Source organism: Amycolatopsis kentuckyensis (assembly GCF_002155975.1).
Lineage (GTDB): Bacteria > Actinomycetota > Actinomycetes > Mycobacteriales > Pseudonocardiaceae > Amycolatopsis > Amycolatopsis kentuckyensis.
Window position 1 is genome coordinate 12996 of sequence record NZ_MUMI01000128.1, and the last position, 24018, is coordinate 37013.

Consider the following 24018-nt stretch of genomic DNA (forward strand, 5'->3'; position numbering starts at 1 on the left):
CCGGACATCCGGTGAAAAACCCGCTCAGCCGATGGACGGTCGATCCGGGGCTGGGCATAGTGGGCCGGATGGGGCCGGAACATCTTTCCCGTCGTGAGCTTCTCGTCCGAAGTGGTGCAGCCGCTGCCGCGTTGACCGTGGCCGGGACGGCGGTCGCCGAGGCCGAACCGGATGCCGGGCGAGACGGCGTGGTGCTGCGGGAGGGCACGAACATGTCCGCCGCGCTGTCCCCGGACGGGCGATGGATCGCGGTCGACCTGGTCACCGGGATCTGGGTGCTGCCCGCCACCGGCGGCCGCGCCCGGCGGCTCACCGACGACCTCCAGGACGCCACGCTCCCCAGCTGGTCGCCGGACGGCCGCCGGATCGCGTTCCAGTCGTACCGCGACGGCAACTTCCACCTCTACGTCATCGATGTCACCGGTGGTCCGCCCCGCCGGCTCACCAGCGGGCGGTTCGACCACCGGGAGCCCGTGTTCTCGCCGGACGGCACCAAGATCGCCTTCAGTAGCGACCGGGACGGCAGCTACGGCATCCACCTGCTGGACGTCGCTTCCGGAGCGATCGGCACGGTGGTGTCCACCGCCGACGAAGAGGCGTCGCCGCGGTGGTCGGCCGACGGCACGAAGATCGTCTTCACCGTGAACGACACCGCCATCGACGTCGTCACCCCGGCCACCGGCGCCCGCACGCGCCTGGTCACCGCGACCGGCACCGACAAGCTCTACGGCCCCGCGTTCGGTCCCGGCGGGCAGCCCAGCTACCTGCGGCTGCGGGGCGCCGAAGCGGACCTGATGCTCGGCGACCGGCAGCTGACCCAGGGCGAGGACGTCTTCGGCTTCGCCGCGAACTGGTCCGGGTCCGCCGTGCTCTACACCGCCGACGGGCACCTCCGGCGGCGCGAGCAGTCCGGCGCCGTCAAGGACATCCCGTTCGAGGCGACCGTGTCCACGGCGTCGCGCGACTACCGGAGGCGGGTCCGTGACCTGGACTCGGCCGCGCCGAAGCCCGTCCGGGGCATCGCCGGTCCGGTGGTGTCCGCCGACGGCAAGCGGATCGCGTTCCGAGCCCTCAACGCGATCTACGTCGTCGCGGCGGGCGGAGGCAGGCCGCAGCGGCTGATCGGCGACGGCTACTTCAACTCCGACCCGGACTTCCACCCGGACGGGACGAAGCTGCTCTACACGAGCGACCGGCTCGGCACCGCCGACCTGTGGCTGCGCGACCTCGGCACCGGCCAGGACACCGTCCTCACCCAGCTGGCGGGCGCCCAGGTCGCGCCGCGCTGGTCGCCGGACGGCGGCCGGGTGGCCTACGCCGACCAGGACGGCGCCACCTGGGTCTACGACGTGGCCGCGGCCGCGACCCAGCAGGTGACGCCGCCGCTGTTCATGCCGGGCCGGCCCAGCTGGTCGCCCGACGGGTCGGTCCTCGCGCTGGCCGCGGTGAAGCCGTACTCGCGGCGGTACCGCGAAGGCACGAGCCAGATCCTCACGGTCGACCTGAAGACGCACGAACTCCGCTACACCGAGCCGATGCCGTTCCGCTCGCTGGCCACCCGCGGCGACGACGGTCCACTGTGGTCACCCGACGGCCGGTACCTCGCGTTCACGGTCGAAAGCGTGGCCTGGATCGCCCCGGTCGACGGCGCCGGGCGGCTGATCGGCGCGCCGCGGCAGGTCACCCACGACGTCACCGATTCCCTGGCGTGGCAGGGGAACGACACGCTCGTGTACCTGTCGAAGGGGCAGCTCAAGGCCCAGAAGATCGCCGGTGGCGAGCCGCGCACGATCCGGCTCGACTTCACGTGGGCCCGGCCGCGTCCGCCGCAGCGGACCGTCATCCACGTCGGCGCGGCGTGGGACGGCGTCGCCCGGACGCTGCAACGGGACGTCGACATCGTCGTCGAAGGCGGCCGGATCGCCGACGTCCGCCCGCACCGCGACGCACCCGGCACCGTCGACGCGCACGACCTGACCGCCATGCCCGGGCTCGTCGACATCCACAACCACTGGCACCTGCGCGGCCGGCAGTGGGGCGACCGGCAGGGCAGGCTGTGGCTGTCCTACGGCATCACCACGACCCGCTCGCCCGGCGACCCGGTGTACCAGATGCTGGAGACGCGCGAGGCCCTGGAATCCGGGAACCGGGTCGGGCCGCGGTACTTCGGCACCGGGGAAGCCATCGACGGCTCCCGGATCTACTACAACTTCATGCGGCCGACGCTTTCGCCCGGGCAGCTGAACCTGGAGCTGTCCCGCGCGGTCGAGCTGGAGTACGACATGATCAAGACGTACGTCCGGCTTCCCGTGGCGTCCCAGCAGGCCGTGGTCCGGGCCGCGCACCGGGCGGGCATCCCGCTGTCGTCGCACTACCTGTACCCGGCGGCGAACATCGGCATGGACGCGATGGAGCACACCGGGGCCACCAACCGGCTCGGGTACTCGCACACCGTCAGCCGGATCGGCCGGTCCTACCAGGACGCGATCGCCCTGTTCGCCCGCTCGGGGATGTCGGTCACGCCGACGTTGTTCACCTCGCGGGCGTTGTACGCGGACGACAAGACGCTGGTGACCGACGAGCGCACCGAGGTCCTGTTCCCGCCGTGGGAATACCAGCAGCTCAAGACCACGGCCGACACCGCGGGCAACCCGGAGAACGCCTACCTCCGCCAGGTCCTCGCCGGGAACGTCGACATGGTGCTGCGGATCCACCGGGCGGGCGGGTTCGTGGTCACCGGCACGGACTCCCCGTTGGACAACGTGGCCGTCTCCACCCACCAGAACCTGCGGGCCATGGTCGCGTTCGGGTTCACGCCGCACGAGGCGCTCACCACCGCCACCCGCAACCCGGCGCGGTGGCTGGGGCTCCAGGACCGGATCGGGGTGCTCAAGCGTGGTGCGTACGCCGATCTATCGCTGGTCGGCGGCAACCCGTTGCAGGACATCAAGGCGGCCGCGAACGTCCGCAGCGTGATGGTCGGCGGGGTGCTGCGGACGGTCGGCGAGCTGCTGACGCCCTACCGGAACCAGCCGAGGGCGCGGGCGGCCACCGAGGTGGCGCCCGCGGCCCGATCGGCGGAGAAACAGCACTGGTGGCACGTTCCGGAGTGGTCCGAACACGTGTGCTGCGCGGGCTGAGCTCCTACCAGCCCGCAGGAAGCGGGCGGCCCTCGGCGAACCCGGCTGCCGACTGGACGCCCAGCAGCGCGCGCTCGTGGAACTCTTCGAGCGTCCGCGCGCCCGCGTAGGTGCAGGACGAGCGCACGCCGGAGCCGATCGAGTCCAGCAGGTCCTCGACGCCGGGGCGCTGCGGGTCGAGCGACATCCGCGACGACGAGATGCCCTCCTCGAACAGCGCCTTGCGCGCGCGGTCGAACGAGTTGTCCGTGCGGGTCCGCGCGCCGACCGCACGCTTCGACGCCATGCCGAACGACTCCTTGTAGGGCCGGCCCTGCTCGTCGAACCGCAGGTCACCGGGGGATTCGTAGGTGCCGGCGAACCACGAGCCGACCATCGCCGCGGACGCGCCGGCGGCCAGCGCCAGCGCGACGTCCCGCGGGTGGCGGACCCCGCCGTCGGCCCAGACGTGCTTGCCCAGCTCGCGCGCGGCGGCCGCGCAGTCGGCGACCGCGGAGAACTGCGGTCGGCCCACGCCGGTCATCATCCGGGTGGTGCACATCGCGCCCGGCCCCACGCCGACCTTGACGACGTCGGCGCCGGCCTGGATCAGGTCGCGCGTGCCCTCGGCGGTGACCACGTTCCCGGCGACCACCGGGACCCGCGGCGACACCGACCGGACGGCCTTCAGCGCGGCGATCATCTTCTCCTGGTGCCCGTGCGCGGTGTCGACGACCAGCACGTCGACGCCCGCCTGCAGGACCGCTTCGGCCTTCGCCGCGACGTCGCCGTTGACGCCGACCGCGGCGGCGACGCGCAGCTTGCCCGCGTCGTCGACGGCCGGGGTGTAGATCTCCGCGCGCAGGGCGCCGACGGCGGTGAGGACGCCCGCGAGCCGGCCTTCGGCGTCGAGGCCGAGCGCCAGGTGGGCACCGTGGCTGTTCAGCAGCTCGAACACCTCGCGCGGCGGCGTGGTGAGCGGAACCGCGACGGTCGGCGGCTGGGCGACGTCGGCGAGCCGCGCGAAACGGTCGACGCCCGCGCAGGCCGCTTCGTCGACGATGCCGACCGGGCGGCCTTCGCCGTCCACGACGACGACAGCGCCGTGGGCGCGCTTGTGGACCAGGTTGAGGGCGTCGGCGACCGCGTCGCCGCGGGTGAGCACCAGCGGCGTGTCCCACACCGTGTGCCGGCTCTTCACCCAGCCGACGATCTCGGCGACGGCGGTGCTGTCGACGTCCTGCGGCAGCACGACCAGGCCGCCGCGGCGGGCGACGGTCTCGGCCATCCGGCGGCCGGCGACCGCGGTCATGTTGGCGACCACGATCGGGATGGTGGCGCCGGTGCCGTCCGCGGTGGCGAGGTCGACGTCGAAGCGGGACTCCACGTCCGAACGGTTCGGCAGCAGGAACACGTCGTCGTAGGTCAGGTCGTGGGCGGGCCGGTGGCCGTCGAGGAAACGCACGAGTCACCAGACTACCTGCCGGGCCCGTGGCAGGATCTCAGGGTATGAGCCGCCGCGACCGGGACAACGAAGGACGGGCACGCAACGCACGGCCGCGCGACGGCCTCGGCCGGCCGCTGCCGTACGGCGCGAACGGCGTCGAGCGGCAGCCCGAAGGCATCGAGCGCAGCCCGGCGCAAACGCTTGCGGAGGCCCAGCAGCTGCTCGACGACGGCAAGCCGTTCCACGCGCACGAGGTGTTCGAGGACGCCTGGAAGACCACCGACGGCCCGGACCGCGAACTGTGGCGCGGGTTGGCCCAGCTCGCGGTCGGGCTCACGCACGCGGCGCGCGGCAACAACGTCGGCGCGGTGTCGCTGCTGGAGCGCGGCGCGGCGAACATCGAGCCGTTCCGGGCCGAGCCGCCGCACGGCATCGACGTCGCGGGGCTGCAGGAGTGGGCGCGCACGCTGGCGGACGAAGCCAAGCGGCGAGTCCGGGTGTCGCCGAGCGTGCCGCGGCTGACGTGCTGACGGCGCTCGGTGCCGCGGTCATCGCGGCGGTCGCCTCGCTGGTCGGCGTGACGCTGGGGGCGCTGGTCGAGCCGCTGAAGCTCAACGCGGCGCGGCGGGCGAAGCTGCGGCAGGACCGGGCCGACCGGTGCGCCGGGATGATCGAGGCCGCAACGCGGGCGCGCAAGCACATCATCGACATCAACGTGATCCACCGCCGCCGGAAGCTGCACAAAGAGGAGGTGGAAACCGATGCCCAGCGTGAGATCGAGTTCGAAGACGCGTACTACACGGCTCGCACCGACATGCGCGCGTTCTACGGGCTGCTCGTGATGAGCGGGCCGGACGAGCTGGTCGAGCAGGCGGACACGCTCCGCAGGAAGGAGATGGAACTCCACCGCACCCGGTGGGAGCTCGACGACGACGAGAAGTTCGACCGGAGGTTCCTGCCCACGCCGGTCCGGGAAGCCAGCGCCGCCTTCGACCGGGCGATCGAGGAGTTCGCCCTCGTCGCCCGGAAGCACACTTCCTGAGGCGGGCACTTTCACGTGAAAGTGCCGCCTTCCTAGGGCTGGTCCCAGCCGTCCGAAGCCGCCTTCTCGGCGCCGATCGTGGTGCCTTCGCCGTGTCCGGTGTGGACCTTCGTCGCGTCCGGGAGCGTGAAGAGCTTCTCGCGGATGGAGCGCACGATCGTCGGGTAGTCCGAATAGGACCGTCCGGTGGCGCCCGGGCCGCCGTGGAACAGGGTGTCGCCGGTGAACAGGACGCCCAGTTCCGCCGCGTACAGGCAGACCGCGCCGGGCGCGTGCCCCGGCGTGTGGATGACCTGCAGTTCGGTGCCCGCGATGGTGAGCACCTGGCCGTCGGCCAGTTCGCCGTCCGGGGCGCGGTCCGGGTGGGTGAGGTCCCAGACGACCCGGTCGTCCGGGTGCAGCAGGATCGGCGCGCCGGTCGCGGCGGCGAGCTCCGGGGCGGCGTTGACGTGGTCGTTGTGCGCGTGGGTGCAGACGATCGCGGCCAGCTTCCGCTCGCCCACGACGTTTTCGATCGCCTTCGCGTCGTGCGCCGCGTCGATCACGATCACTTCCGCGTCGTCGCCCACGAGCCAGACGTTGTTGTCGACGTCCCAGCTGCCCCCGTCGAGCCGGAAGACGCCGGAGGTCACCAAGTTCTGCACGATCGCCGTCATGCGCCCGACCCTAGTGGTCATTCGACGGGTAGATGACATACCGGCGGTATGCTACCGTCGAGTCACCTTACTGCGAGTAAGTTCGAGAGGTGGCGCGATGACCGTCCTGGCGGAGCCGGTGAAGCTGCGGTGCGGCGCGGTGCTGCCCAACCGCCTGGTCAAGTCGGCGCTGAGCGAGCAACTCGGCGATCGCCGCAACGCGCCCACGAGCGAGCTCGCGGAGCTGTACTGGGCCTGGGCCCGCGGCGGCGCGGGCGCGCTGATCACCGGCAACGTCATGGTCGACCCGGCCGCGCTCGGCGAGCCGCGCAACGTGGCCGCGACCCCGGATCCCGACTGCTACCGGCTGTGGGCCGACGCGGTCGAGGGCACCGGCACGCGGCTGTGGGTGCAGCTGAACCACCCCGGACGGCAGAGCCCGCGGTACCTGTCGCGACAGCCCGTCGCGCCGTCCCCAGTGCCGTTCGGCAATCGAGGCATCCGTACGGCCTTCGCCGTCCCACGCGCCCTGACCGGCGAAGAGATCGAAGCGATCATCGAACGCTTCGGCGTCGCGGCGCGCACGTTCGTCGAAGCGGGCTTCGCGGGCGTGCAGATCCACGGCGCCCACGGCTACCTGGTCTCGCAGTTCCTGTCCCCGCTGACGAACCTGCGGACCGATGCCTGGGGCGGCGACGCCGTCCGCCGCCGCCGGTTCCTGCTCGAGGTGGTGCGGCGGGTGCGCGAAGCGGTCGGCGACGACGTGCCGATGTCGGTCAAGCTCAACAGCGCGGACTTCCAGCGCGGCGGCTTCACCGAGGAGGAGTCCCTGGAGGTCGTGCGGGAACTCGGCGAAGCGGGCGTCGACCTGCTGGAAGTGTCGGGTGGCACGTACGAGAAGGCGGCGATGATGGGCGCCGGCCGCGCGAGCACCCAGGCTCGTGAGGCCTACTTCCTGGACTACGCGGCGAAAGCGCGTGCGGTGTCCGACGTCGCGCTGATGGTCACCGGCGGCTTCGCGACGCCGGACGGGATGGCCGAAGCGGTGCGTTCGGGCGAGGTGGACGTGATCGGGCTCGGCCGCCCGCTGATCGTCGACCCCGGCCTGCCGGCCCGGCTGCTCGCCGGCGAGGACGCCCGCGCGGAGCGGCGCTGCCCGAAGACCGGCATCCGGCTGGCCGACAGCCTCCTGGAGATCCAGTGGCACACCCGGCAGATGCACCGGATCGCCACGGGCAAACCGGTCGACCGGCGCGGCGCGGTCCCGACCCTGGTGCGGGCCGGGCTGACCGACGGGCTCAACGCGTTCCGCCGCGTCCGCGGTTAGGCGGGCGCGAGCCGCGTGAACCGGCGGTCGTACAGGAAGGCGCCCGCGGCGAGTGCGGTGAAGAACAGTCCGATGAAGACGCAGTTCAGCGCCACCTGGCCGTAGCCGAGCGCGGCCGCGTCGACGAACGGGTACGGGTAGAAGCCGTCGATCGCCCCGCGGGGGAGCGTGAAGGCGAGCCAGGCCAGCGGGTACAGCAGCGACCACCAGACCGTGCGCCACGTGACGGCCCCGCGCGGGCCGACCAGGAGCCAGCCGAGCACGAACAGGAACGGCACCACCTTGTGCAGCATGGTGTCGGAGAACAGCGACAACCCGTGCAGGTCGTAGCGGCCGGCGAGGGCGACCTGGTAGACGATGCCCGTCACGATGATGCCGGCCAGCGCGTCGAGCCAGAGGACGGTGAACAGCCGCCCGCGGGCCCGGCCCAGCGCGACCAGTGCCGAGGTGAGCACGACCAGCAGGTTCGAATCGATCGTGAAGAAGCAGAGCAGGTTCGCGACCCGTCCACCGGGGGCGCTCGCGGTGGCGACGACCTGGGTGACGAGGCCGGTCAGGGCGACCAGCGCGGTGACCGCGAACCAGGCGCGGGTGAGCTTCTCGCTGCGCATCGCCGGAGCTTAGCTCCACTGTGGACATATGAACACCGGGGACGATCGAAGCCGCGGACCCGGAGAAGTCGCGGACCCGGAGAAGCCGTGGACCCGGCGAAACCGTGGACCGGTCGCCGCCGGGTGCGCCCCGGCGCCGTCCGCACCGGGGCGCCGGTGCTCACGCCGCGAGCAGCGAGTCCCGCAGCGCGACGAACGCCTCGTACTCCGCCTTCTGCTCGATCGGCAGCTGGTACGCGGCGGCCAGGATCTTCGCCACCGACGGGATGATGCTCAGCCGGAACGTCCGGCCGTCGGTCGTCTTGATGACGAACCGGCCCTGCAGGTCGCGCTTCTTGACCGACGCCCGGTTGGCGTCGTTGATCGTCAGCGGCGTGCCCGCCGTGACGGTGCCGTTCTTCTCCTCGAGCGGGACGAGGACGAAATCGGTCTGCCCCGGCTTGAAGCCCAGCGCGAAGTTGGCGACCGAGGTGGTCCGGAAGACCAGGTAGTTCTTCTGCCGGATCTCCGCGGCGTACACCTTGGTGTAGCTCGCCCCATCGGCGACGGCGCCGTCGAAGGCCGCGTGGATGGCCGCCTTCATCTGTTCCTTGCTGACCACGGTTGCTCCTCCATGACCGCTCGGGAAGTGAGCGGGATCTCTTCGAAGGAGCGCACTTTAGGGATCTTCGCGGTCGGCCGTGGCGGGAAAATTCCCGCCAACTCGCACCGGAAGCGCGTCGAATCGTCGAACGCTTCCGCAGGCCGGGTCGGCACCCTCCACTTTGGTCCGCGGGAACAGCGGGCACCAGCGACTTTCGTCGGTCCTTTGTCAGCTCCCTTCCGTCCGGTCGCCGTGGAGCAGGCCGCGGACCGTCTCGATCGTGTCCGCCTCGGCCGGGTCCTTGTCCGGGCGGTAGCGGACCACCCGGGCGAACCGCAGCGCCAGCCCGCCGGGGTAGCGGGTGCTCACCTGGGCGCTGTCCAGCTCGATCTCCACCACGACCTCCGGCCGGACGTACACCGTCCAGTCGTCGCGGTGGGTCTCGATCTCCTGGAACGTCCTCGTCTGCCACGCCAGCAGCTCGTCGGTCATGCCCTTGAACGTCTTGCCCACCATGATCGGCGGGCCGCCGTCCGGATCGCGGGCGCCCAGGTGCAGGTTGGACAGCGTGCCGGTGCGCCGGCCGTGACCCCACTCCGCCGCCAGCACCACGAGGTCGATCGTGTGCACCGGCTTGACCTTCAGCCACGCCCGCCCGCGCCGCCCGGCCGCGTACGGCGACGCCAGGTCCTTGACCATCACCCCTTCGTGGCCCGCTTCCATCGCCGCCTCCAGGACCGCGGCGGCCCGCGCGGTGCCCACCTCACCGGGGATCACGTGCGCCCCGGCGACCTTGCGCAGCGCCGCGTTGCGCTCCGACAGCGGCGCGTCCAGCAGGTCGACGCCGTCGAGGTGCAGGCAGTCGAAGAAGTACGGCCGCAGCAGCAGCGCCTTGACCTGTTCCTCGCGGGTGCTGCCGAACCGGCTCATGGTGTCCTGGAACGGCCGCGGCCGCCCGGCGTCGGTCAGGGCCAGTGTTTCGCCGTCGAGCACCACCGACTCGCACGGCAGCGCCCGCACCAGCTCGACCAGTTCCTGCACGCTCCCGGTGATCTCCCGCAGCGTCCTCGTCCAGACGTGCACCTCGTCGCCCTGGCGGTGCACCTGGATCCGCGCACCGTCCAGTTTGTACTCGACGATCGCCTCGGCGTGCTCGGCGACGGCTTCGTCCAGCGACTCCGCCGGCGACGCCAGCATCGGCTTGACCGGCGTGCCGAGGGTGAGCCGGAACTCCGCCAGCGCGGCCTGCCCGCCGGTCATCGCCGCGACCCCGGTGACGCCCAGCTTCCCGGACAGCATGAAGGCCCGCCGCACGTCCTCGGCCGGCACCTCGGCCGCGGCCGCGATGGCGTCGACCATCACGCCCTCCAGCGCGCCCTGCCGCAGTTCGCCGGTGACCAGCCGGAACAGGAACTGCTGCTCGTCCTTCGTCAGCCGCTCGAACAACGCCCGCAGCACCTCTTGCCGGCGCGTCGACGAGCCCGTGCCCGCCGCGACGCCGGCCGCCGCGGTCAGCGCCGCGTCCACCTCCAGCACCGAGGCCACCGGTTCGGCGACGGAACCGGCGCTCAGCCCGGCCAGGGTGCGCCAGCCCGCACCCAGCCTGTCCTGCGCCGTCTGGCCGGTGAGGTACGCGATCACCGTGGGCAGCTCGGCCATCTCCGCCGCGCGCAGCACCGCGGCCAGGAGGGCGATCTTCGCCTTCCTGGACCTGGTCGCCGCCAGTTCGGCGGACGCGCGGACCAACTCGCTCAGCAGCACCCGGACATCATGACCCGGACCACCGACAATTTCAGATCGGCCGGACGTTCGCCCTGGTCAGCGGGGCTTCGGCGATCCAGCTGGCCAGCAGGCCGAGCGCGCGTTCGCTCGCCGACCCCGGTTCGGCGTGGTAGATCACCAGGCCCTGGTCCGGGTCGTCGGGCAGCCGCAGCGTCTCGTACCGCAGCCGCAGCTCGCCGACGACGGGGTTCAGCAGCACCTTCCACCCCTGCGCCTTCTCCCGCACCGCGTGTTCGGCCCACAGCGCGCGGAATTCGGCGCTGGCACGCGAAAGCTCCTCGACGAGCCGGGCGAACTCCGGGTCGCCGGGGTGCCGGCCGCCCTCCGCCCGCAGGTTCGCGACGACTTCGCGGGTGACGGCGTCCCACTCCGGGTGCAGCTGCTTCGCGCGTTCGTCCGTGAAGACGAGCTTCGGCATGCTGCGTTCTTCGAGCCGGCCGAAGTCGAAGGCGACCGCGCCGCCGAGGGCGTTCCAGGCCAGCACTTCCAGGTAGCGCCCGAAGACGAACGCGGGTGCCTGGATGGCGTCCAGCAGCTGCTGCAACTCGGGCCGGACCCGCTGCGGCGAGGGCTGCTCGCGCCGCTTCGGCGCGGCGAGGTTGTGCAGGTACGACTCCTCGCCCGGGCTGAGCCGCAGCGCCCGGGCGAGTGCGTCGAGGATCGCGTCGGAGACGTTCTTCGCGCGGCCCTGCTCCAGCCGCGTGTAGTAGTCGACGCTGATGCCGGCCAGCTGCGCCAGTTCCTCGCGGCGCAGGCCCTTGACCCGCCGGTGGGTGACCCCGGGCGGCAGGCCCAGGTCCGCGGGGTCGAGGGCGGCGCGGCGTGCCTTCAGGAAGGCGCCCAGCTCGGCGGCGTCACTCATGCGTCCAGTATCCGCGCGGGTGTCACCGGCCCCCACGGGCCATGCGCAGCACGTCGAGCGCCTCGTCCAGCTGCTCCTCGGTGAGCTTGCCGTCCTTGACGTACCCGCGCTCGATGACGACCTCGCGGATCGTCTTCAGCTCCTTCAACGCCTGCTTCGCGACCGCAGCCGCTTCTTCGTAGCCGATGTACTTGTTCAACGGCGTCACGATCGACGGCGAACCCTCGGCGTAGGTCCGCGTGCGCTCGGTGTTCACCGAGATGCCCGCGAACACCTTGTCCGCCAGCAGCCGGGAGACGGCCGCGAGCAGCCGCGCGGATTCGAGGACGTTCCGGGCGATCACGGGCAGGTTGACGTTCAGCTGGAAGTTGCCCGCCGCGCCGGCGAAGGCGACCGCCGCGTCGTTGCCGATCACCTGCGCGACCACCTGCAGCGTCGCCTCCGGGATCACCGGGTTCACCTTGCCCGGCATGATCGACGAGCCCGGCTGCAGGTCCGGCAGCGCCAGCTCGGCCAGGCCGGTGCGCGGGCCGGAACCCAGCCAGCGCAGGTCGTTGGCGATCTTGTTGAGGGACACGGCGACCGTGCGCAGGTGCCCGGACGTCTCGACGACGCTGTCCTGTGTCGCCTGCGCCTCGAAGTGGTCGCGGGCCTCGGTCAGCGGCAGCCCGGTGACCGTGGCGAGTTCCGCGGCGACCGACGAGCCGAAGCCGTCCGGCGCGTTCAGGCCCGACCCGACGGCCGTGCCGCCGATCGGCAGCTCGCCCAGCCGAGGCAGGCCCGACTTCAGCCGTTCGACGCCGAAGCGGACCTGCGACGCCCACGCGCCCGCCTCCTGGCCGAGCGTGATCGGCACCGCGTCCATCAGGTGCGTCCGGCCGGACTTGACCACGTCGGCCCACTCCGCGGCCCGGACCTCGATCGCGCCGGCCAGGTACTCCAGCGCCGGGATGACGTCCTTGAGGACGGCCTCGGTCGCGGCGACGTGGATCGTCGTCGGGAAGGTGTCGTTCGACGACTGCGAAGCGTTGACGTGGTCGTTCGGGTGCACGTCGCGGCCGAGCGCGCGGGAAGCGAGCGTCGCGATGACCTCGTTGGCGTTCATGTTCGACGACGTCCCGGACCCGGTCTGGAAGACGTCGATCGGGAAGTGCGCGTCGTGAGCCCCGGCGGCGACCTCGTCGGCCGCGGCCGCGATGGCGTCGGCGACGTCGGCGTCGAGCACGCCCAGCTTGAGGTTCACCCGCGCGGCGGCCGCCTTGAGCAGGCCGAGCGCGCGGATCTGGGCGCGTTCCAGGCCCCGGCCGGAGATGGGGAAGTTCTCCACGGCCCGCTGGGTCTGCGCGCGGTAGAGCGCGTCGGCAGGCACGCGGACCTCGCCCATGGTGTCGTGTTCGATCCGGTATTCCTGATCAGCCATGACACCGATTCTGGCCCTGATCGGCGGCCCGCGCGTGGTGGCGTTGCGCACCCCACTTCCCTTCTTGGTATCCATTGTATACATTGGATGCAGAACGGAGGTGGCCGGTGAATTCGGTTTACGACGAAGTCCGCGGCCTGATCGTGCTCGGGACGTACCCGGCGGGGCGGCCGGTGACCGAGCAGGAGCTGTGCGACCGGCTCGGCGTCAGCCGCACGCCGGTGCGGGAAGCGTTGCGGCGCTTGGAAAGCGACGGTCTGGTGCAGCCCGCCCGCCGCGGCGTGACCGTGGTCGAACTGGGGGCGAAGGAAGTGCGGGACGCCTACCTCGTGCGGGCCGCGCTGGAGGCGTTGACCGCGGAACTGGCGGCGGACCGGCGGCGGGCGGGCGAACTCGCCCCGGCCGACCTCGCCCGCCTCGGACACCTCGCCGACGAGGCGGACCGCGCGACCCGAAGCGGTGACCTCGCCGAAGGCGTCCGGCGCAACCGGGCGTTCCACCGCCACATCGCGGTGCTCGCCGGCAACCCGCCGGCGGCCGAGGCGCTCGACCGGCTCTGGGACCGGATCACCGTCTCCACCCGGGCTTCGCTGGCCGCGCCCGCCCGGACCGCGCAGGTCGACGAGGAGCACCGGCACCTGGTCGCCGCCATCACCGAGGGGCGGTCCGAGGACGCCGCCGCCCTCGCCCGCACCCACGTCCTGTCGACGATGTCCGCACTGGGAGGAACCGAAGCATGAGCAGGGAACACCACTACACGGTCACGGTGCGCTGGACCGGCGAGCCCGGCACCACGCACTACCGCGGCTACGCCCGCGACCACGACGTCGAAGCGGCGGGCAAGCCCACCCTGGCGGCCTCCGCCGACCCGGCGTTCCTGGGCGCGGCCGACCGCTGGAACCCCGAGGACCTGCTCATCGCAACGCTGTCTCAGTGCCACCTGCTGACGTACCTGTCGGTGTGCGCCCGGGCGGGCGTGGTGGTGACCGGCTACGTCGACCGCGCGAGCGGCGTCATGCGGGAGGACGGCGCCCACGGCGGCCGCTTCGCCGAAGTGGTCCTGCGGCCGGAGGTGACGGTGGCCGACGCGAGCATGGCCGAACCGGCGACGGCGCTGCACCACGACGCCCACCAGCAGTGCTTCATCGCGAACTCGGTGAACTTCCCGGTGCGGCACGTCCCGGTCGTGCGGTGTCGCTGAATCGTGTACGCGGCTGTACATGACACCTACTCGCTGGTAGGTTACGGCGATCCGCGTGATCAGCTTCATGATTCAAAGGGGAGTCATGACCGTTCGCACCGCCGCGTTCGCCGCCGCGCTCGCGCTGACCCTGGCCGCCGCTCCGGCCGCTCCGGCCGCCGCCTCGTCGTCCGATTCCTTCTACGCCTACGACGGCAGCGCGCCGCTGTCGTCCTACGCGCCCGGGACCGTCCTCAAGACCCGGACCCTGGCCTACCACGTCGTCGGGCTGGCGACGCCGGTGCGGGCCGTCCAGCTGCTCTACCGGACCACCGACGCGCAGGGCCGCCCGGCCGCGAACGTCACCTCGGTCGTCCGCAGCATCACCGGTGACACCACGAAAGCCGTTTCGTACCAGTCGGCCTACGACTCGCTCGACCCCGCCGATGCGCCGTCGCGGGCGATCGCCGGGGACGTCACCCTCGGCGGTCTCCTGCCCAACGGCGAGTCGCTGCTGCTCCTGCCGTCGCTCCTGCTGGGCTACAACGTCGTCGTGCCCGACACCGAAGGGCAGACCGCGGACTTCGCCGCCGGGCCGGAGTACGGCACGAACACCCTCGACTCGATCCGCGCCGCGACGAGTTCGGCCGCGACGGGGATGACCAAGAGCACGAAGTTCGGGCTCCTCGGGTACTCGGGCGGCGCGATCGCGACCGGCTGGGCGGCCGCACTGGCACCGGGCTACGCCCCGGACGTCGACGAAAACCTCGTCGGCTTCACCGAAGGCGGCGTGCTCGTCGATCCCGCGCACAACCTGAAGTACGTCGGCGGCAGCCCGGTCTGGTCCGGCGTCATCCCGATGGCGCTGATCGGCGTCGCGCGCGGCTACGGCATCGACCTGCGCCCCTACGCGAGCGAGTACGGGCTGAAGGTGCTCGACGAGCTGGAGCACGCGTCGATCATCACCGCCCTCGGCCGGTACCCGGGCCTGACGTGGCAGAAGATCGCGAAGCCCGAGTACGCGAACCCGAACTCGGTGCCGCCGTTCGTCGCGGCGGTGAACAAGGTGAACATCGGGTCCGCGCCGACCCCGTCGGTGCCCGGGTTCATCGCCCAGGGCAACGCCGGATTCCTGGAAGGCACCACGAGCAACCAGCCGGGCATCGGCACCGGCGACGGCGTGATGGTGGCCGGCGACGTCCGGGCACTGGCCCGCCAGTACTGCGCCACCGGCAACGACTCCGTCAAGTACACGCAGTACGACGCGCTCAGCCACGTCGGCGGCGCGGCGGCGTGGGCGCCCGCGGCGATCGCCTGGCTGGCCGACCGGTTCGCCGGGAAGGCGGCGCCGTCGAGCTGCGGGCGCATCCCGGCGGGCAACGCGCTGGACCCGGAACAGCCGGCCTGACCGCGGCCGTACCCGGCGGGTCCGCCCGCCGGGTACGGTGCCGCGATGCAGACCCGTCTCCCGAAAGGGCCGCACAGCCTCAGCCGGGAAGAGGTGGCGCGGGCCCAGCGCGCCCGGCTGGTCGAAGCGGTGCTGGCCAACGTCGGTGAACGCGGCTACGCGGCCACGACGGTCGGCCACGTCACGGCGTCCGCGGGCGTGTCCCGCACGTCGTTCTACGAGCAGTTCACCGGCAAGCAGGCCGCGTTCCTGGCCGCCTACCGGTCGGTGACCGGGGAATTCCTCGGCCAGGGGGTCGCGGTGGCGGCCGAGGCGCCGAGCCCGCTCGACGCCGTCACCGCGTGCGGCGACTTCGTCGTCGGTTACGTGCGCCGCCGTCCCGTGGTGGCCCGCGCCGTCCTCCTGGAGATCTACGCCCTCGGCGACGCGGGCCTCGAGGCGCGCGAAGAGATGCTGCGCGCGAGCGAAGCGGTGTTCGACCGGACGGCCGTGTGGCTGCGCACGACCGAGCCGGGACTGCCGCTCCCGCCGCCGTTCACCGCCCGCACCGTCGTCGCCGCGACGATCGAGCTGCTCACCCAGGCCATCTGGCTCGCGACCGGCGAGGCCTACGACCGCGCCCGCGAAGCGATCCGGCACACCTGGCTGCTCGGCCTGTACGGACACCGGAACATCCCCGCGCGATCCGGCTAGGATCGGCTGTGTTCTCGATCACCGCCATCCACCACTGGCTGGAGCGAGCATGACTGAAGTCCCTGGGGACTCCTACGACATCGTGATCATCGGCGCGGGCCCCACGGGCCTGTTCGCCGCCTACTACGCCGGGTTCCGCGGCCTCTCGATGGCGGTGGTCGACTCGCTGCCCGAGCCCGGCGGCCAGGTGACCGCGATGTACCCGGAGAAGATGATCTACGACGTCGGCGGGTTCGCCGAGGTCCGTGGCCGCGACCTGGTCGACGGCCTGGTGAAGCAGGCCGCGCCGTTCAAGCCGAAGTACCTGCTGGGGCGCAAGGCCGAGAAGCTGGAGCCGGCCGGGGACGGCGTCGAGCTGACCCTCGACGGCGGCGAGACGCTGCGCGCCCGCGCGGTGCTGATCACCGCGGGCATCGGCGAGTTCACCCCGCGCCCGCTGCCGGCCGGCGACGGCTGGCTCGGCCGCGGCATGGTCCACTTCGTCCCCTCGCTGCAGGCGCACGCGGGGCAGCACGTCGTGGTCGTCGGCGGCGGCGACTCGGCGTTCGACTGGATCCTCGCGCTGCACCCGGTCGCGGCGAGCGTGACGCTGGTGCACCGGCGCGCGAAGTTCCGCGCCGCCGAGTCGATCGTCCGCCAGGCCCGCGAGCTCGGCACCCGGATCATCACCGACGCCGAGGTCACGCGGTTCGTCGAAGCGCCGGACGGCTCGCTCGAAGCCGTCGACGTCTCGATCAAGGGCAGCGGCGACGAGCGGCTCCCGGCCAACGCCGTGGTCGCGGCGCTGGGATTCACCGCCGACCTGGGCCCGATCGAGAGCTGGGGCCTGGAGATCCACCACCGCGCGATCGCCGTCGACTCGACGATGGCGACCGCGCGCGAACGCGTCTACGCGGCGGGCGATGTCGCCGCGTACCCGGGAAAGGTGAAGCTGATCGCGACCGGCTTCGGCGAAGCGGCCACGGCCGTCAACAACATCGCCGTCGCGCTCGACCCGGACGCCCACCTGTTCCCGGGCCACTCGAGCAACGCCGAGTAGGTCAGGCCTTCGTCTTCTCCGCGATCCACGGCGCGTAGGCGACGACGGAGGTGTAGATCGACGGCGCCGTCGCGCATTCCGGGGCGTTGTTGCCCGGGCGGCTGGTGACGCCGACGAGCAGCCAGTGGTCGCCGTCGCGGACGATCTCCGGGCCGCCGGAGTCGCCGAAGCACGCCCCGGACTTGCCACCGGGGTTGTCGGTGCACAGCTCGGCCGTGCCGTCGAACCCCGCCGTGCACCGGGTGCCTTCGACGATCTTCGTGTCGAGCTGCTGCAACGTCGTCGGGAGCCCGCCGCAGTTCAGCTTCGGGCAGGTCTGGCCCCAGCCGACGATCCGGGTCGCGGTGCCCGGCGACGCGGCCGTCGCGAGCCCGATCGGCGCGGCCGCGACCGGCGCCGTCAGCCGCAGCAGCGCGATGTCGCCCGCGGGGTTCTGGGTGTTGAACGCCGGGTTCACCACGATGCCGGCGACCTGGGCGACCTCGCCGCCCTGAGCCACGTCGTTCGTGCCCGTCCGCGGCGAGATGTCGGCCGGGGTCTTGCCGAACGCGCAGTGCGCGGCCGTGACCACCCAGGTGGGCGCGATCAGCGCACCGGCGCAGAACAGCTTGCCCGACGCGGAGTGCAGCGAAACCGTGAACGGGTACGGCTGGTCGGCGTTGGCGCCCCCGACGATGCCGGGGGCGGCCGTGGCGGTGCCGGGGACCAGGACGGCCAGCAGGGCCAGCAGAACCAGCAGTCGCCTGGTCACGGATCTCCTTACGGCAGCGGGGGCACGACGTCGTCGTCGGGCGCGTCCAGGTGGCCGTCGAAGTTGACCGAGGAGTACGCCCGCAGCTTGTTCAGCCGGTGGTAGCCGTCGATCATTCTGACGGTCCCGGACTTGGACCGCATCACGATGGACTGCGTCGTCGCCCCGCCCTCGCGGTAGTGGACGCCGCGCAGCAGGTCGCCGTCGGTGACGCCGGTGGCGCAGAAGAAGACGTTGTCGCCGCGCACGAGGTCGTCGTTCAGCAGGATCCGGTCGAGGTCGTGCCCGGCGGCGAGGGCCTTCTCGCGCTCGGCGTCGTCCTTCGGCCACAGCCGGCCCTGCAGCTCGCCGCCGAGGCACTTCATCGCGCAGGCCGCGATGATGCCCTCGGGGGTGCCGCCGATGCCGATCAGCATGTCGACGCCGGTGGTCGGGCGGGCCGCGGCGATCGCGCCCGCGACGTCACCGTCGGAGATGAACCGGATCCGCGCGCCGGCCTCGCGGACCTCCTTGATGATCTGCTCGTGCCGCGGGCGGTCGAGGATGCACACGGTGACGTCGCCGACGCTGCTGTTCTTCGCCTTGGCGACCCGGCGGATGTTCTCCGCGATCGGCGCGCCCAGCTCGACCTTGCCCGCCGCCTCCGGGCCGACGGCCAGCTTCTCCATGTAGAACACCGCGGACGGGTCGAACATCGCGCCGCGCTCGGCGACCGCGAGCACGGCGAGGGCGTTCGGCATGCCCTTGGCCATCAGCGTGGTGCCGTCGACCGGGTCGACCGCGACGTCGCAGTCGGGGCCGTCGCCGTTGCCGACCTCTTCGCCGTTGAACAGCATCGGGGCTTCGTCCTTCTCGCCCTCGCCGATCACCACGACCCCGCGCATCGACACCGTCGAGACGAGCTGGCGCATCGCGTCGACGGCCGCGCCGTCCCCGCCGATCTTGTCCCCGCGGCCGACCCACCGGCCGGCGGCCATGGCGGCGGCTTCGGTGACCCGGACCAGCTCCATCGCGAGGTTGCGGTCGGGCGCTTCACGACGACTGTCTGCGGCGGGCATCTGTGCCTCCCGGATCGTGGAACTGGCGGGTCAACAGTCTGTCAGATACCCGCGTTGTTTCCAGATACCGTCGGCATGGCCTACCTCACTGCGCGGAGTCGGTCTCGCCGTCTTCGACCGAGGCCAGTGCGGCTTCGATGCGCTCGCGGGCGCCTTCGAGATGGTGCTCACAGACCTTCGCGAGCTTCTCGCCCTTTTCCCACAACGCGAGCGACTGCTCGAGGGAGAGCCCGCCCGCTTCGAGCTCGCGGACGACTTCCACGAGGCGATCGCGGGCCTGCTCGTAGCCGAGTTCCTCGCTGGTGGTTTCACTCACGCTCGGTGTTCTCCGACCTTCCGGGCTTGCACGCTGTTCGCGCACACTACCGCGCTGGCCATCGCGTGGTCGTACCCCACGAAGGCGAGAGCGAACTCCTGCCCGTCACCGTCCGCGATCGCCTCTTCGAGGTTCTCCTGCGCCCCGGCCACCCGCTTCCGGTGGTCCGCGCCTTCGGCGAACCACCACCGGGAGCCGACCTGCAGGGACGTCGCCTCGGACAGCCGGCGCAGCTGCGGCCCCAGGTCGCGGCGGGCGGCGGTCCCGCAGCCGGCGAGCAGGGCCGTCCAGCACTCGGCGGCGGCGCGGTCGGTGCGGACCGCCTGGTCCAGCAGCGGGCGCGCACCCAGTTTCCTGGCCGCGTCCATGGTGAGCGGGAGGAACGTCCCCTTCATTCCTGCGCTCCTTCCGCCACCGCCTTGATTGCGCCGTCGCCCACGCGCACGCGCAGCTGGGCACCGGCCTCGACTTCGGAGACGGAGCGGAGTACCTGGAGGTTGCCTTCGGCGTCGACGAACTGCACGACCGCGTACCCGCGGGCCAGCGTCGCCGCCGGGCCGAGCGCGGTGAGCCGGGCCCGCGCGTTCGCGATTTCGGCCTGATCCTTGGCGAGCAGGCTCAGCATGGCGCGGCGGGCGCGTTCGCGGTGGACGTCGACGTCGTCCTGCCGCCGCTGGATCGGGCCCAGCGGGTCGGCCAGCGCCGGGCGGCTGCGGATCTGGGTGAGCAGCCGCGTCTGGGTGTCGACCCAGCCGTGCAGGGCGCGGCGCCCGCGATCGCGCATCTGCCGGACCCGCTCGGTCTCCTCGCGGACGTCCGGGACGATCCGCTTGCCGGCGTCGGTCGGCGTCGAGCAGCGCAGGTCGGCGACGTGGTCGAGCAGCGGGGTGTCGGGTTCGTGCCCGATCGCGCTGACGACGGGCGTGCCGGCGGCCGACACCGCGCGGCAGAGCGCTTCGTCGGAGAACGGCAGCAGGTCCTCGACGCTGCCGCCGCCGCGGGCGATGACGACGACGTCGATCTCGGGGTCGGCGTCGAAGATCCGCAGCGCGCGCATGACCTGCGGGACGGCCTGCGAGCCCTGGACGGCCGTGTTGAGCACCTTGATCCGCACGTGCGGCCACCGGCGCTGGGCGTTGGCCAGGACGTCCCGCTCCGCCGCCGACGCGCGGCCGGTGATCAGCCCGACGCCCTTCGGCAGGAACGGGATCGGCCGCTTGCGCTGCGGCGAGAACAGGCCTTCGGCGGCCAGCAGCTTGCGCAGGCGTTCGATCCGGGCCAGCAGCTCACCGATGCCGACGGCGCGGATCTGGTCGGCGCGCAGGCTGATCGTGCCGCGGCCGAAGAAGTACGACGGCTTCGCGTGCACGACGACGCTCGCGCCCTCCCGCAGCGGCGGCTCCATCTCGCGGATCAGCCAGTTCGGGCAGGTGACGGACATCGAGACGTCCGCCGAGGGGTCACGCAGGGTCAGGAACGCCGTCTGCGTGTTCGGGCGCGAGCTGACCTGGGTGACCTGGCCCTCGACCCAGACGGTGCCGAGCCGGTGGATCCAGTCGCCGATCTTGCGGGCGACGGTCCGGACCGGCCACGGCGATTCCGCGGTGCTCGCGGGAGCCTGTGCGGACTCGGTGCTCACTGGCCTTCCGCGCCGTCTTCCTTGGCCTCTTCCGCTTTGCGGGCGTTGGCGATCCGGCGGGACAGCATGCCGGTGAACGACGAGCGGTCGGCGTGGGTGCGCTCGTACTCGAGGATCGTCTCGAGCTGCTCGATCGAGAGCTGGCGCAGCCGGGCCCGCAGCTGCGGGAGGGTGAGCTGGTCGTAACCGGTCAGCCCGGCCGGCCCCTCGTAGCCCGCGGCGCTGGTCCTGGGCGTTTCGCTCTTGGTCTTCTTGTCGACCTTGGGCGTGCCGGGCTTGGGCGTCTTCGGCGGTTCGTCCTCGGTGTCGTGCTCGCCGTCGGCGTGGTCCTCGGCGAGCGCGCGTTCCTCCTCGGCCCACGGATCGCCGAGCTCGGCCTCGAGTTCGGACGCCGACGGCACGCGGCCGTTGATCTCCGAGCGGGGTTCGGGCACCTCGGCGAACTTCGGCCGGGCCGGGGGGACGTCCGGTTCGGAGTCCTCGTCGAAGGTCGCCCAGCTCGGGGTGTCCTCGATCGGGCGCAGGCTCGACAGGGCGTTGTCGCCCTTGATCGCCAGCTCGGTGACGTGCTGCTGCACCCGCATGGAGGCCTGCAGCACCTGGCTGACCACGGTGACCGGGAGCCCGGCCAGCTGCCGGGGAAGTTCGCGAACCCGCTCGGCGGTGGAGACGGCGAGGCCCGCGGCGACCCGGAGGGGGAGCGGGAATGGCTTCATGGGTCCAGCCTGCCGCATGACCGCCGCTCCTGCCCAACCGGACAGGCGCAGCGCGTGACGACCGGCACAGCCCGGTAGGGGGACGAAGCTCACCCGAAAGGGACTTCGAGGTCGTCTCGAGGCTGCCCGTACCCTGGGGGCATGAGTTCAGCGAGTCCCGGAATCGAGCCCGCGGGTACCCCGACGATCACCGGAACCGCTTCCGGCAAGCGGGTGCTGCTCGCCAAACCCCGTGGTTACTGCGCCGGCGTCGACCGCGCGGTGATCGCCGTCGAGAAGGCCCTCGAGGTCTACGGCGCCCCGGTGTACGTCCGCAAGGAGATCGTGCACAACAAGCACGTGGTCGACACGCTGCGCGAGCGCGGCGCGATCTTCGTCGACGAGACGTCCGAGGTGCCCGAGGGCGCGCTGGTGGTGTTCTCCGCCCACGGCGTCTCGCCGATGGTGCACGCGGAGGCGGCCGAGCGGAACCTGCGCACGATCGACGCGACCTGCCCCCTGGTGACGAAGGTGCACAAGGAGGTCAACCGGTTCGCGAAGGACGACTACGACATCCTGCTGATCGGCCACGAGGGCCACGAGGAGGTCGAGGGCACCGCCGGCGAGGCGCCGGACAAGGTCCAGCTGGTCGACAAGGCCGAGGACGTCGACAAGGTCGAGGTGCGCGACCCGTCGAAGGTGATCTGGCTGTCCCAGACGACGCTGTCGGTCGACGAGACGATGGAGCGCGTCGACCAGCTCCGCGAGCGCTTCCCGGGGCTGGCGGACCCGCCGAGCGACGACATCTGCTACGCGACGACGAACCGCCAGGTCGCGGTCAAGGCGATGGCGGCCGAGTGCGACCTGGTGCTGGTGGTCGGGTCGACGAACTCGTCCAACTCGAAGCGCCTGGTCGAGGTGGCCCTGAAGGCCGGGGCGCGGGCGTCGTACCTGGTCGACTTCGCGCACGAGGTCGACGAGGCCTGGCTGTCCGGTGTGACGACGGTCGGCGTGACGTCCGGCGCGTCGGTCCCGGACGTGCTGGTCATGGAGCTGCTCGACTGGCTGGCCGAGCGCGGCTACGCCGACGTCGACGAGGTCACGACGGCCAACGAGAAGATCTCGTTCGCGCCGCCGAAGGAACTGCGGAAGGTCTGAGGCCGTTCCGGCGGCGGGTCGCTTCCGCGGCTCGCCGCCGTGTCGTCCCTCCAGTCACGCGTGTCGACCCGTCAATCACGCGTGATGACCCTCCGATCACGCGCGATGCCTCTTGGCGCGCGTGAGATCAGCGTTCTTCTTCGTCCCAAGGCCGGTTCCGGCGCGGCGGAGCGCCCCGCCCACCGGACGGGCGCCGGGGCGGCGGGTTGTCCCGGCCGTCCTCGGGCGGACGCGGACGCCGCCGCGGAGCGTCACCACGCGGCTCGCGCCGACGCGGGTCACCCTCTTCCGGACGCGGCGCGCGCCGGGCGGCTGGCGGCGGCTTGCGGGTGCTCCGGTCGCGTTCGGCGGGAGCACCTTGGCGGGGTGCGCGGCGTTCACCGTCCGCGGGTGGACGTGGACGGCGCGGCGGTTCGCCTTCCCGGCCACGCCGGGCGCCTTGCGGGAGCGGGGTCTGCCCGGTCCGGTTCGACCCGGCCGGCCGGGGCCGCTCGGCGGGCCGCTTGTCCTCGTCGGCTTTCTTGCCCTTCTTCGGGGCGTCCGGGTCGCGCTCGCGGAAGATGCGGACGAAGCCGATCAGCAGCGTGATGCCGGTGGTGATGGCCATCGTGGGGAAGCCGTTGATCAGCGGGGTGCCGATGTTCAGCGCCTTCGAGAGCATGTCGTCGCCCTGCGAGCCGGACGTCAGCAGGATCACGCCGGGCACGGTCACGGCCAACACCAGCGGCGGCATCACCATGGGCCCGAACAGGCCGCGGCGCTTCACCGCGCAGACCGCGATCACGGCCCCGGCGATGTAGCAGACGGTGAAGACCAGCGGAATGCTGCCCTGGCTGGGCTTGCCCAGGAGGGCGCCAACGATCGCCAGGCCGAGGCCGACCAGGACCGCCGCCCACCAGGGCAGTCCGCGCCTCGAACCGACGACAGGACGCTCATCCCACGCAACGGGGACGTCGTCGGCATCTGGATCGCTCTGGCGATCGCGAATCGCGGTCACAGGGCAACACCGTATCTCGTGGTTGTGAAGATCTTGCCAGCACCGCCGCCGACGTGGGCCGACAGCCACCCACGGCCACGACCCGGCGGCGTGGGGTAGCACTCGCGAGCGAGCCGGCGGCCCGCTGAAGCAAGGGTGCCCCGGGCGGCTTGCCGACGACAACTCGTGGACGGAGGGGCGCTCGCGCCGGGCGGCTGGGAAGGTGCTGGCTGCGAGGGCTCGGCGGCGGGCGGGTGCGGGGCCGAGGTGGTGATCG

The 24018-nt window shown here is 72.1% G+C and carries 24 protein-coding genes; 10 read left to right on the top strand and 14 right to left on the bottom strand.

What is annotated here, in order from left to right; all coding sequences use genetic code 11:
- Nucleotides 1-68: 68 nt before the first annotated feature.
- A complete protein-coding gene (locus tag CCN39_RS14050) occupies nt 69-3140 on the top strand; it encodes an amidohydrolase family protein (protein WP_086842116.1) in 3072 nt (1023 codons plus the stop codon).
- Between the two features lie 4 nt (nt 3141-3144).
- Here the strand turns inward: CCN39_RS14050 and guaB1 are convergent, their stop codons facing one another.
- Nucleotides 3145-4584: a GMP reductase gene (gene guaB1, locus CCN39_RS14055; RefSeq protein ID WP_086842118.1), complete on the bottom strand. Its 1440-nt coding sequence runs from the start codon at nt 4582-4584 to the stop codon at nt 3145-3147.
- A gap of 44 nt (nt 4585-4628) precedes the next feature.
- Here guaB1 and CCN39_RS14060 point away from each other — a divergent pair, with 44 nt between their 5' ends.
- Together CCN39_RS14060 and CCN39_RS14065 are read left to right on the top strand one after the other, a co-directional pair.
- Entirely contained in the window at nt 4629-5096 is a 468-nt protein-coding gene (locus tag CCN39_RS14060; protein WP_086842120.1) for a DUF309 domain-containing protein, read from the top strand.
- Nucleotides 5090-5608 (top strand): hypothetical protein, encoded by a 519-nt coding sequence (locus tag CCN39_RS14065; protein WP_086842122.1) that lies wholly within the window; start codon nt 5090-5092, stop codon nt 5606-5608. The genes CCN39_RS14060 and CCN39_RS14065 overlap by 7 nt, the downstream gene beginning before the upstream one ends.
- 32 nt (nt 5609-5640) lie before the next feature.
- Here CCN39_RS14065 and CCN39_RS14070 read toward each other — a convergent pair whose 3' ends face one another.
- Nucleotides 5641-6264 (bottom strand): MBL fold metallo-hydrolase, encoded by a 624-nt coding sequence (locus tag CCN39_RS14070; RefSeq protein ID WP_086842124.1) that lies wholly within the window; start codon nt 6262-6264, stop codon nt 5641-5643.
- 97 nt (nt 6265-6361) lie between these two features.
- Here CCN39_RS14070 and CCN39_RS14075 point away from each other — a divergent pair, with 97 nt between their 5' ends.
- A complete protein-coding gene (locus CCN39_RS14075; RefSeq protein WP_086842126.1) occupies nt 6362-7570 on the top strand; it encodes an NADH:flavin oxidoreductase/NADH oxidase family protein in 1209 nt (402 codons plus the stop codon).
- Here the strand turns inward: CCN39_RS14075 and CCN39_RS14080 are convergent.
- The 5 genes from CCN39_RS14080 to CCN39_RS14100 form a co-directional block, all read right to left on the bottom strand.
- The gene (locus CCN39_RS14080) at nt 7567-8181 is read right to left on the bottom strand and encodes a Pr6Pr family membrane protein (protein WP_086842128.1); all 615 of its coding nucleotides are present in this window, start codon (nt 8179-8181) and stop codon (nt 7567-7569) included. The genes CCN39_RS14075 and CCN39_RS14080 overlap by 4 nt on opposite strands.
- A gap of 160 nt (nt 8182-8341) precedes the next feature.
- Nucleotides 8342-8782, bottom strand: a complete 441-nt coding sequence (locus CCN39_RS14085; protein WP_086842130.1) for a hypothetical protein — start codon at nt 8780-8782, stop codon at nt 8342-8344.
- Nucleotides 8783-8992: 210 nt separating this feature from the next.
- Nucleotides 8993-10525 carry an ATP-dependent DNA ligase gene (locus CCN39_RS14090; protein WP_086842132.1) on the bottom strand — a complete coding sequence of 511 codons (1533 nt, stop codon included), beginning with the start codon at nt 10523-10525 and terminating at the stop codon, nt 8993-8995.
- Between the two features lie 31 nt (nt 10526-10556).
- Nucleotides 10557-11408: a helix-turn-helix domain-containing protein gene (locus CCN39_RS14095; protein WP_086842134.1), complete on the bottom strand. Its 852-nt coding sequence runs from the start codon at nt 11406-11408 to the stop codon at nt 10557-10559.
- A gap of 22 nt (nt 11409-11430) precedes the next feature.
- The gene (locus tag CCN39_RS14100) at nt 11431-12828 is read right to left on the bottom strand and encodes a class II fumarate hydratase (protein ID WP_086842153.1); all 1398 of its coding nucleotides are present in this window, start codon (nt 12826-12828) and stop codon (nt 11431-11433) included.
- A 107-nt stretch (nt 12829-12935) separates the two neighbouring features.
- Here CCN39_RS14100 and CCN39_RS14105 point away from each other — a divergent pair, with 107 nt between their 5' ends.
- The 5 genes from CCN39_RS14105 to CCN39_RS14125 all read left to right on the top strand — a co-directional run bounded on the left by CCN39_RS14105 (nt 12936) and on the right by CCN39_RS14125 (nt 17148).
- Nucleotides 12936-13568 (top strand): GntR family transcriptional regulator, encoded by a 633-nt coding sequence (locus CCN39_RS14105; RefSeq protein ID WP_086842136.1) that lies wholly within the window; start codon nt 12936-12938, stop codon nt 13566-13568.
- Nucleotides 13565-14029 carry an OsmC family protein gene (locus tag CCN39_RS14110; protein ID WP_086842138.1) on the top strand — a complete coding sequence of 155 codons (465 nt, stop codon included), beginning with the start codon at nt 13565-13567 and terminating at the stop codon, nt 14027-14029. Before CCN39_RS14105 ends, CCN39_RS14110 begins: the two co-directional genes overlap by 4 nt.
- An 85-nt stretch (nt 14030-14114) precedes the next feature.
- Entirely contained in the window at nt 14115-15416 is a 1302-nt protein-coding gene (locus tag CCN39_RS14115) for a lipase family protein (protein WP_086842140.1), read from the top strand.
- A gap of 45 nt (nt 15417-15461) precedes the next feature.
- Nucleotides 15462-16109 carry a TetR/AcrR family transcriptional regulator gene (locus CCN39_RS14120; RefSeq protein WP_086842142.1) on the top strand — a complete coding sequence of 216 codons (648 nt, stop codon included), beginning with the start codon at nt 15462-15464 and terminating at the stop codon, nt 16107-16109.
- A gap of 49 nt (nt 16110-16158) precedes the next feature.
- A complete protein-coding gene (locus CCN39_RS14125) occupies nt 16159-17148 on the top strand; it encodes an NAD(P)/FAD-dependent oxidoreductase (RefSeq protein WP_167455076.1) in 990 nt (329 codons plus the stop codon).
- Between the two features lies 1 nt (nt 17149).
- Here CCN39_RS14125 and CCN39_RS14130 read toward each other — a convergent pair whose 3' ends face one another.
- From CCN39_RS14130 to CCN39_RS14155, 6 genes are all read right to left on the bottom strand, one after another.
- A complete protein-coding gene (locus tag CCN39_RS14130; RefSeq protein ID WP_244210781.1) occupies nt 17150-17899 on the bottom strand; it encodes a S1 family peptidase in 750 nt (249 codons plus the stop codon).
- Nucleotides 17900-17907: 8 nt separating this feature from the next.
- Complete coding sequence (glpX, locus tag CCN39_RS14135; RefSeq protein ID WP_167455077.1) at nt 17908-18957, bottom strand: class II fructose-bisphosphatase; 1050 nt, start codon at nt 18955-18957, stop codon at nt 17908-17910.
- Nucleotides 18958-19042: 85 nt separating this feature from the next.
- Entirely contained in the window at nt 19043-19273 is a 231-nt protein-coding gene (locus tag CCN39_RS14140) for an exodeoxyribonuclease VII small subunit (protein WP_086842144.1), read from the bottom strand.
- Nucleotides 19270-19668 (bottom strand): class I SAM-dependent methyltransferase, encoded by a 399-nt coding sequence (locus tag CCN39_RS14145; RefSeq protein ID WP_086842147.1) that lies wholly within the window; start codon nt 19666-19668, stop codon nt 19270-19272. Before CCN39_RS14145 ends, CCN39_RS14140 begins: the two co-directional genes overlap by 4 nt.
- A complete protein-coding gene (gene xseA / locus CCN39_RS14150) occupies nt 19665-20912 on the bottom strand; it encodes an exodeoxyribonuclease VII large subunit (RefSeq protein WP_086842148.1) in 1248 nt (415 codons plus the stop codon). The genes CCN39_RS14145 and xseA overlap by 4 nt, the downstream gene beginning before the upstream one ends.
- Nucleotides 20909-21628 (bottom strand): lipid droplet-associated protein, encoded by a 720-nt coding sequence (locus CCN39_RS14155; RefSeq protein ID WP_086842150.1) that lies wholly within the window; start codon nt 21626-21628, stop codon nt 20909-20911. Before CCN39_RS14155 ends, xseA begins: the two co-directional genes overlap by 4 nt.
- Before the next feature lie 141 nt (nt 21629-21769).
- Here CCN39_RS14155 and CCN39_RS14160 point away from each other — a divergent pair, with 141 nt between their 5' ends.
- Nucleotides 21770-22765: a 4-hydroxy-3-methylbut-2-enyl diphosphate reductase gene (locus CCN39_RS14160; protein ID WP_167455078.1), complete on the top strand. Its 996-nt coding sequence runs from the start codon at nt 21770-21772 to the stop codon at nt 22763-22765.
- Nucleotides 22766-22892: 127 nt separating this feature from the next.
- Here the strand turns inward: CCN39_RS14160 and CCN39_RS14165 are convergent, their stop codons facing one another.
- Entirely contained in the window at nt 22893-23762 is an 870-nt protein-coding gene (locus CCN39_RS14165) for a DUF6542 domain-containing protein (RefSeq protein WP_167455079.1), read from the bottom strand.
- Nucleotides 23763-24018 lie beyond the last annotated feature (256 nt).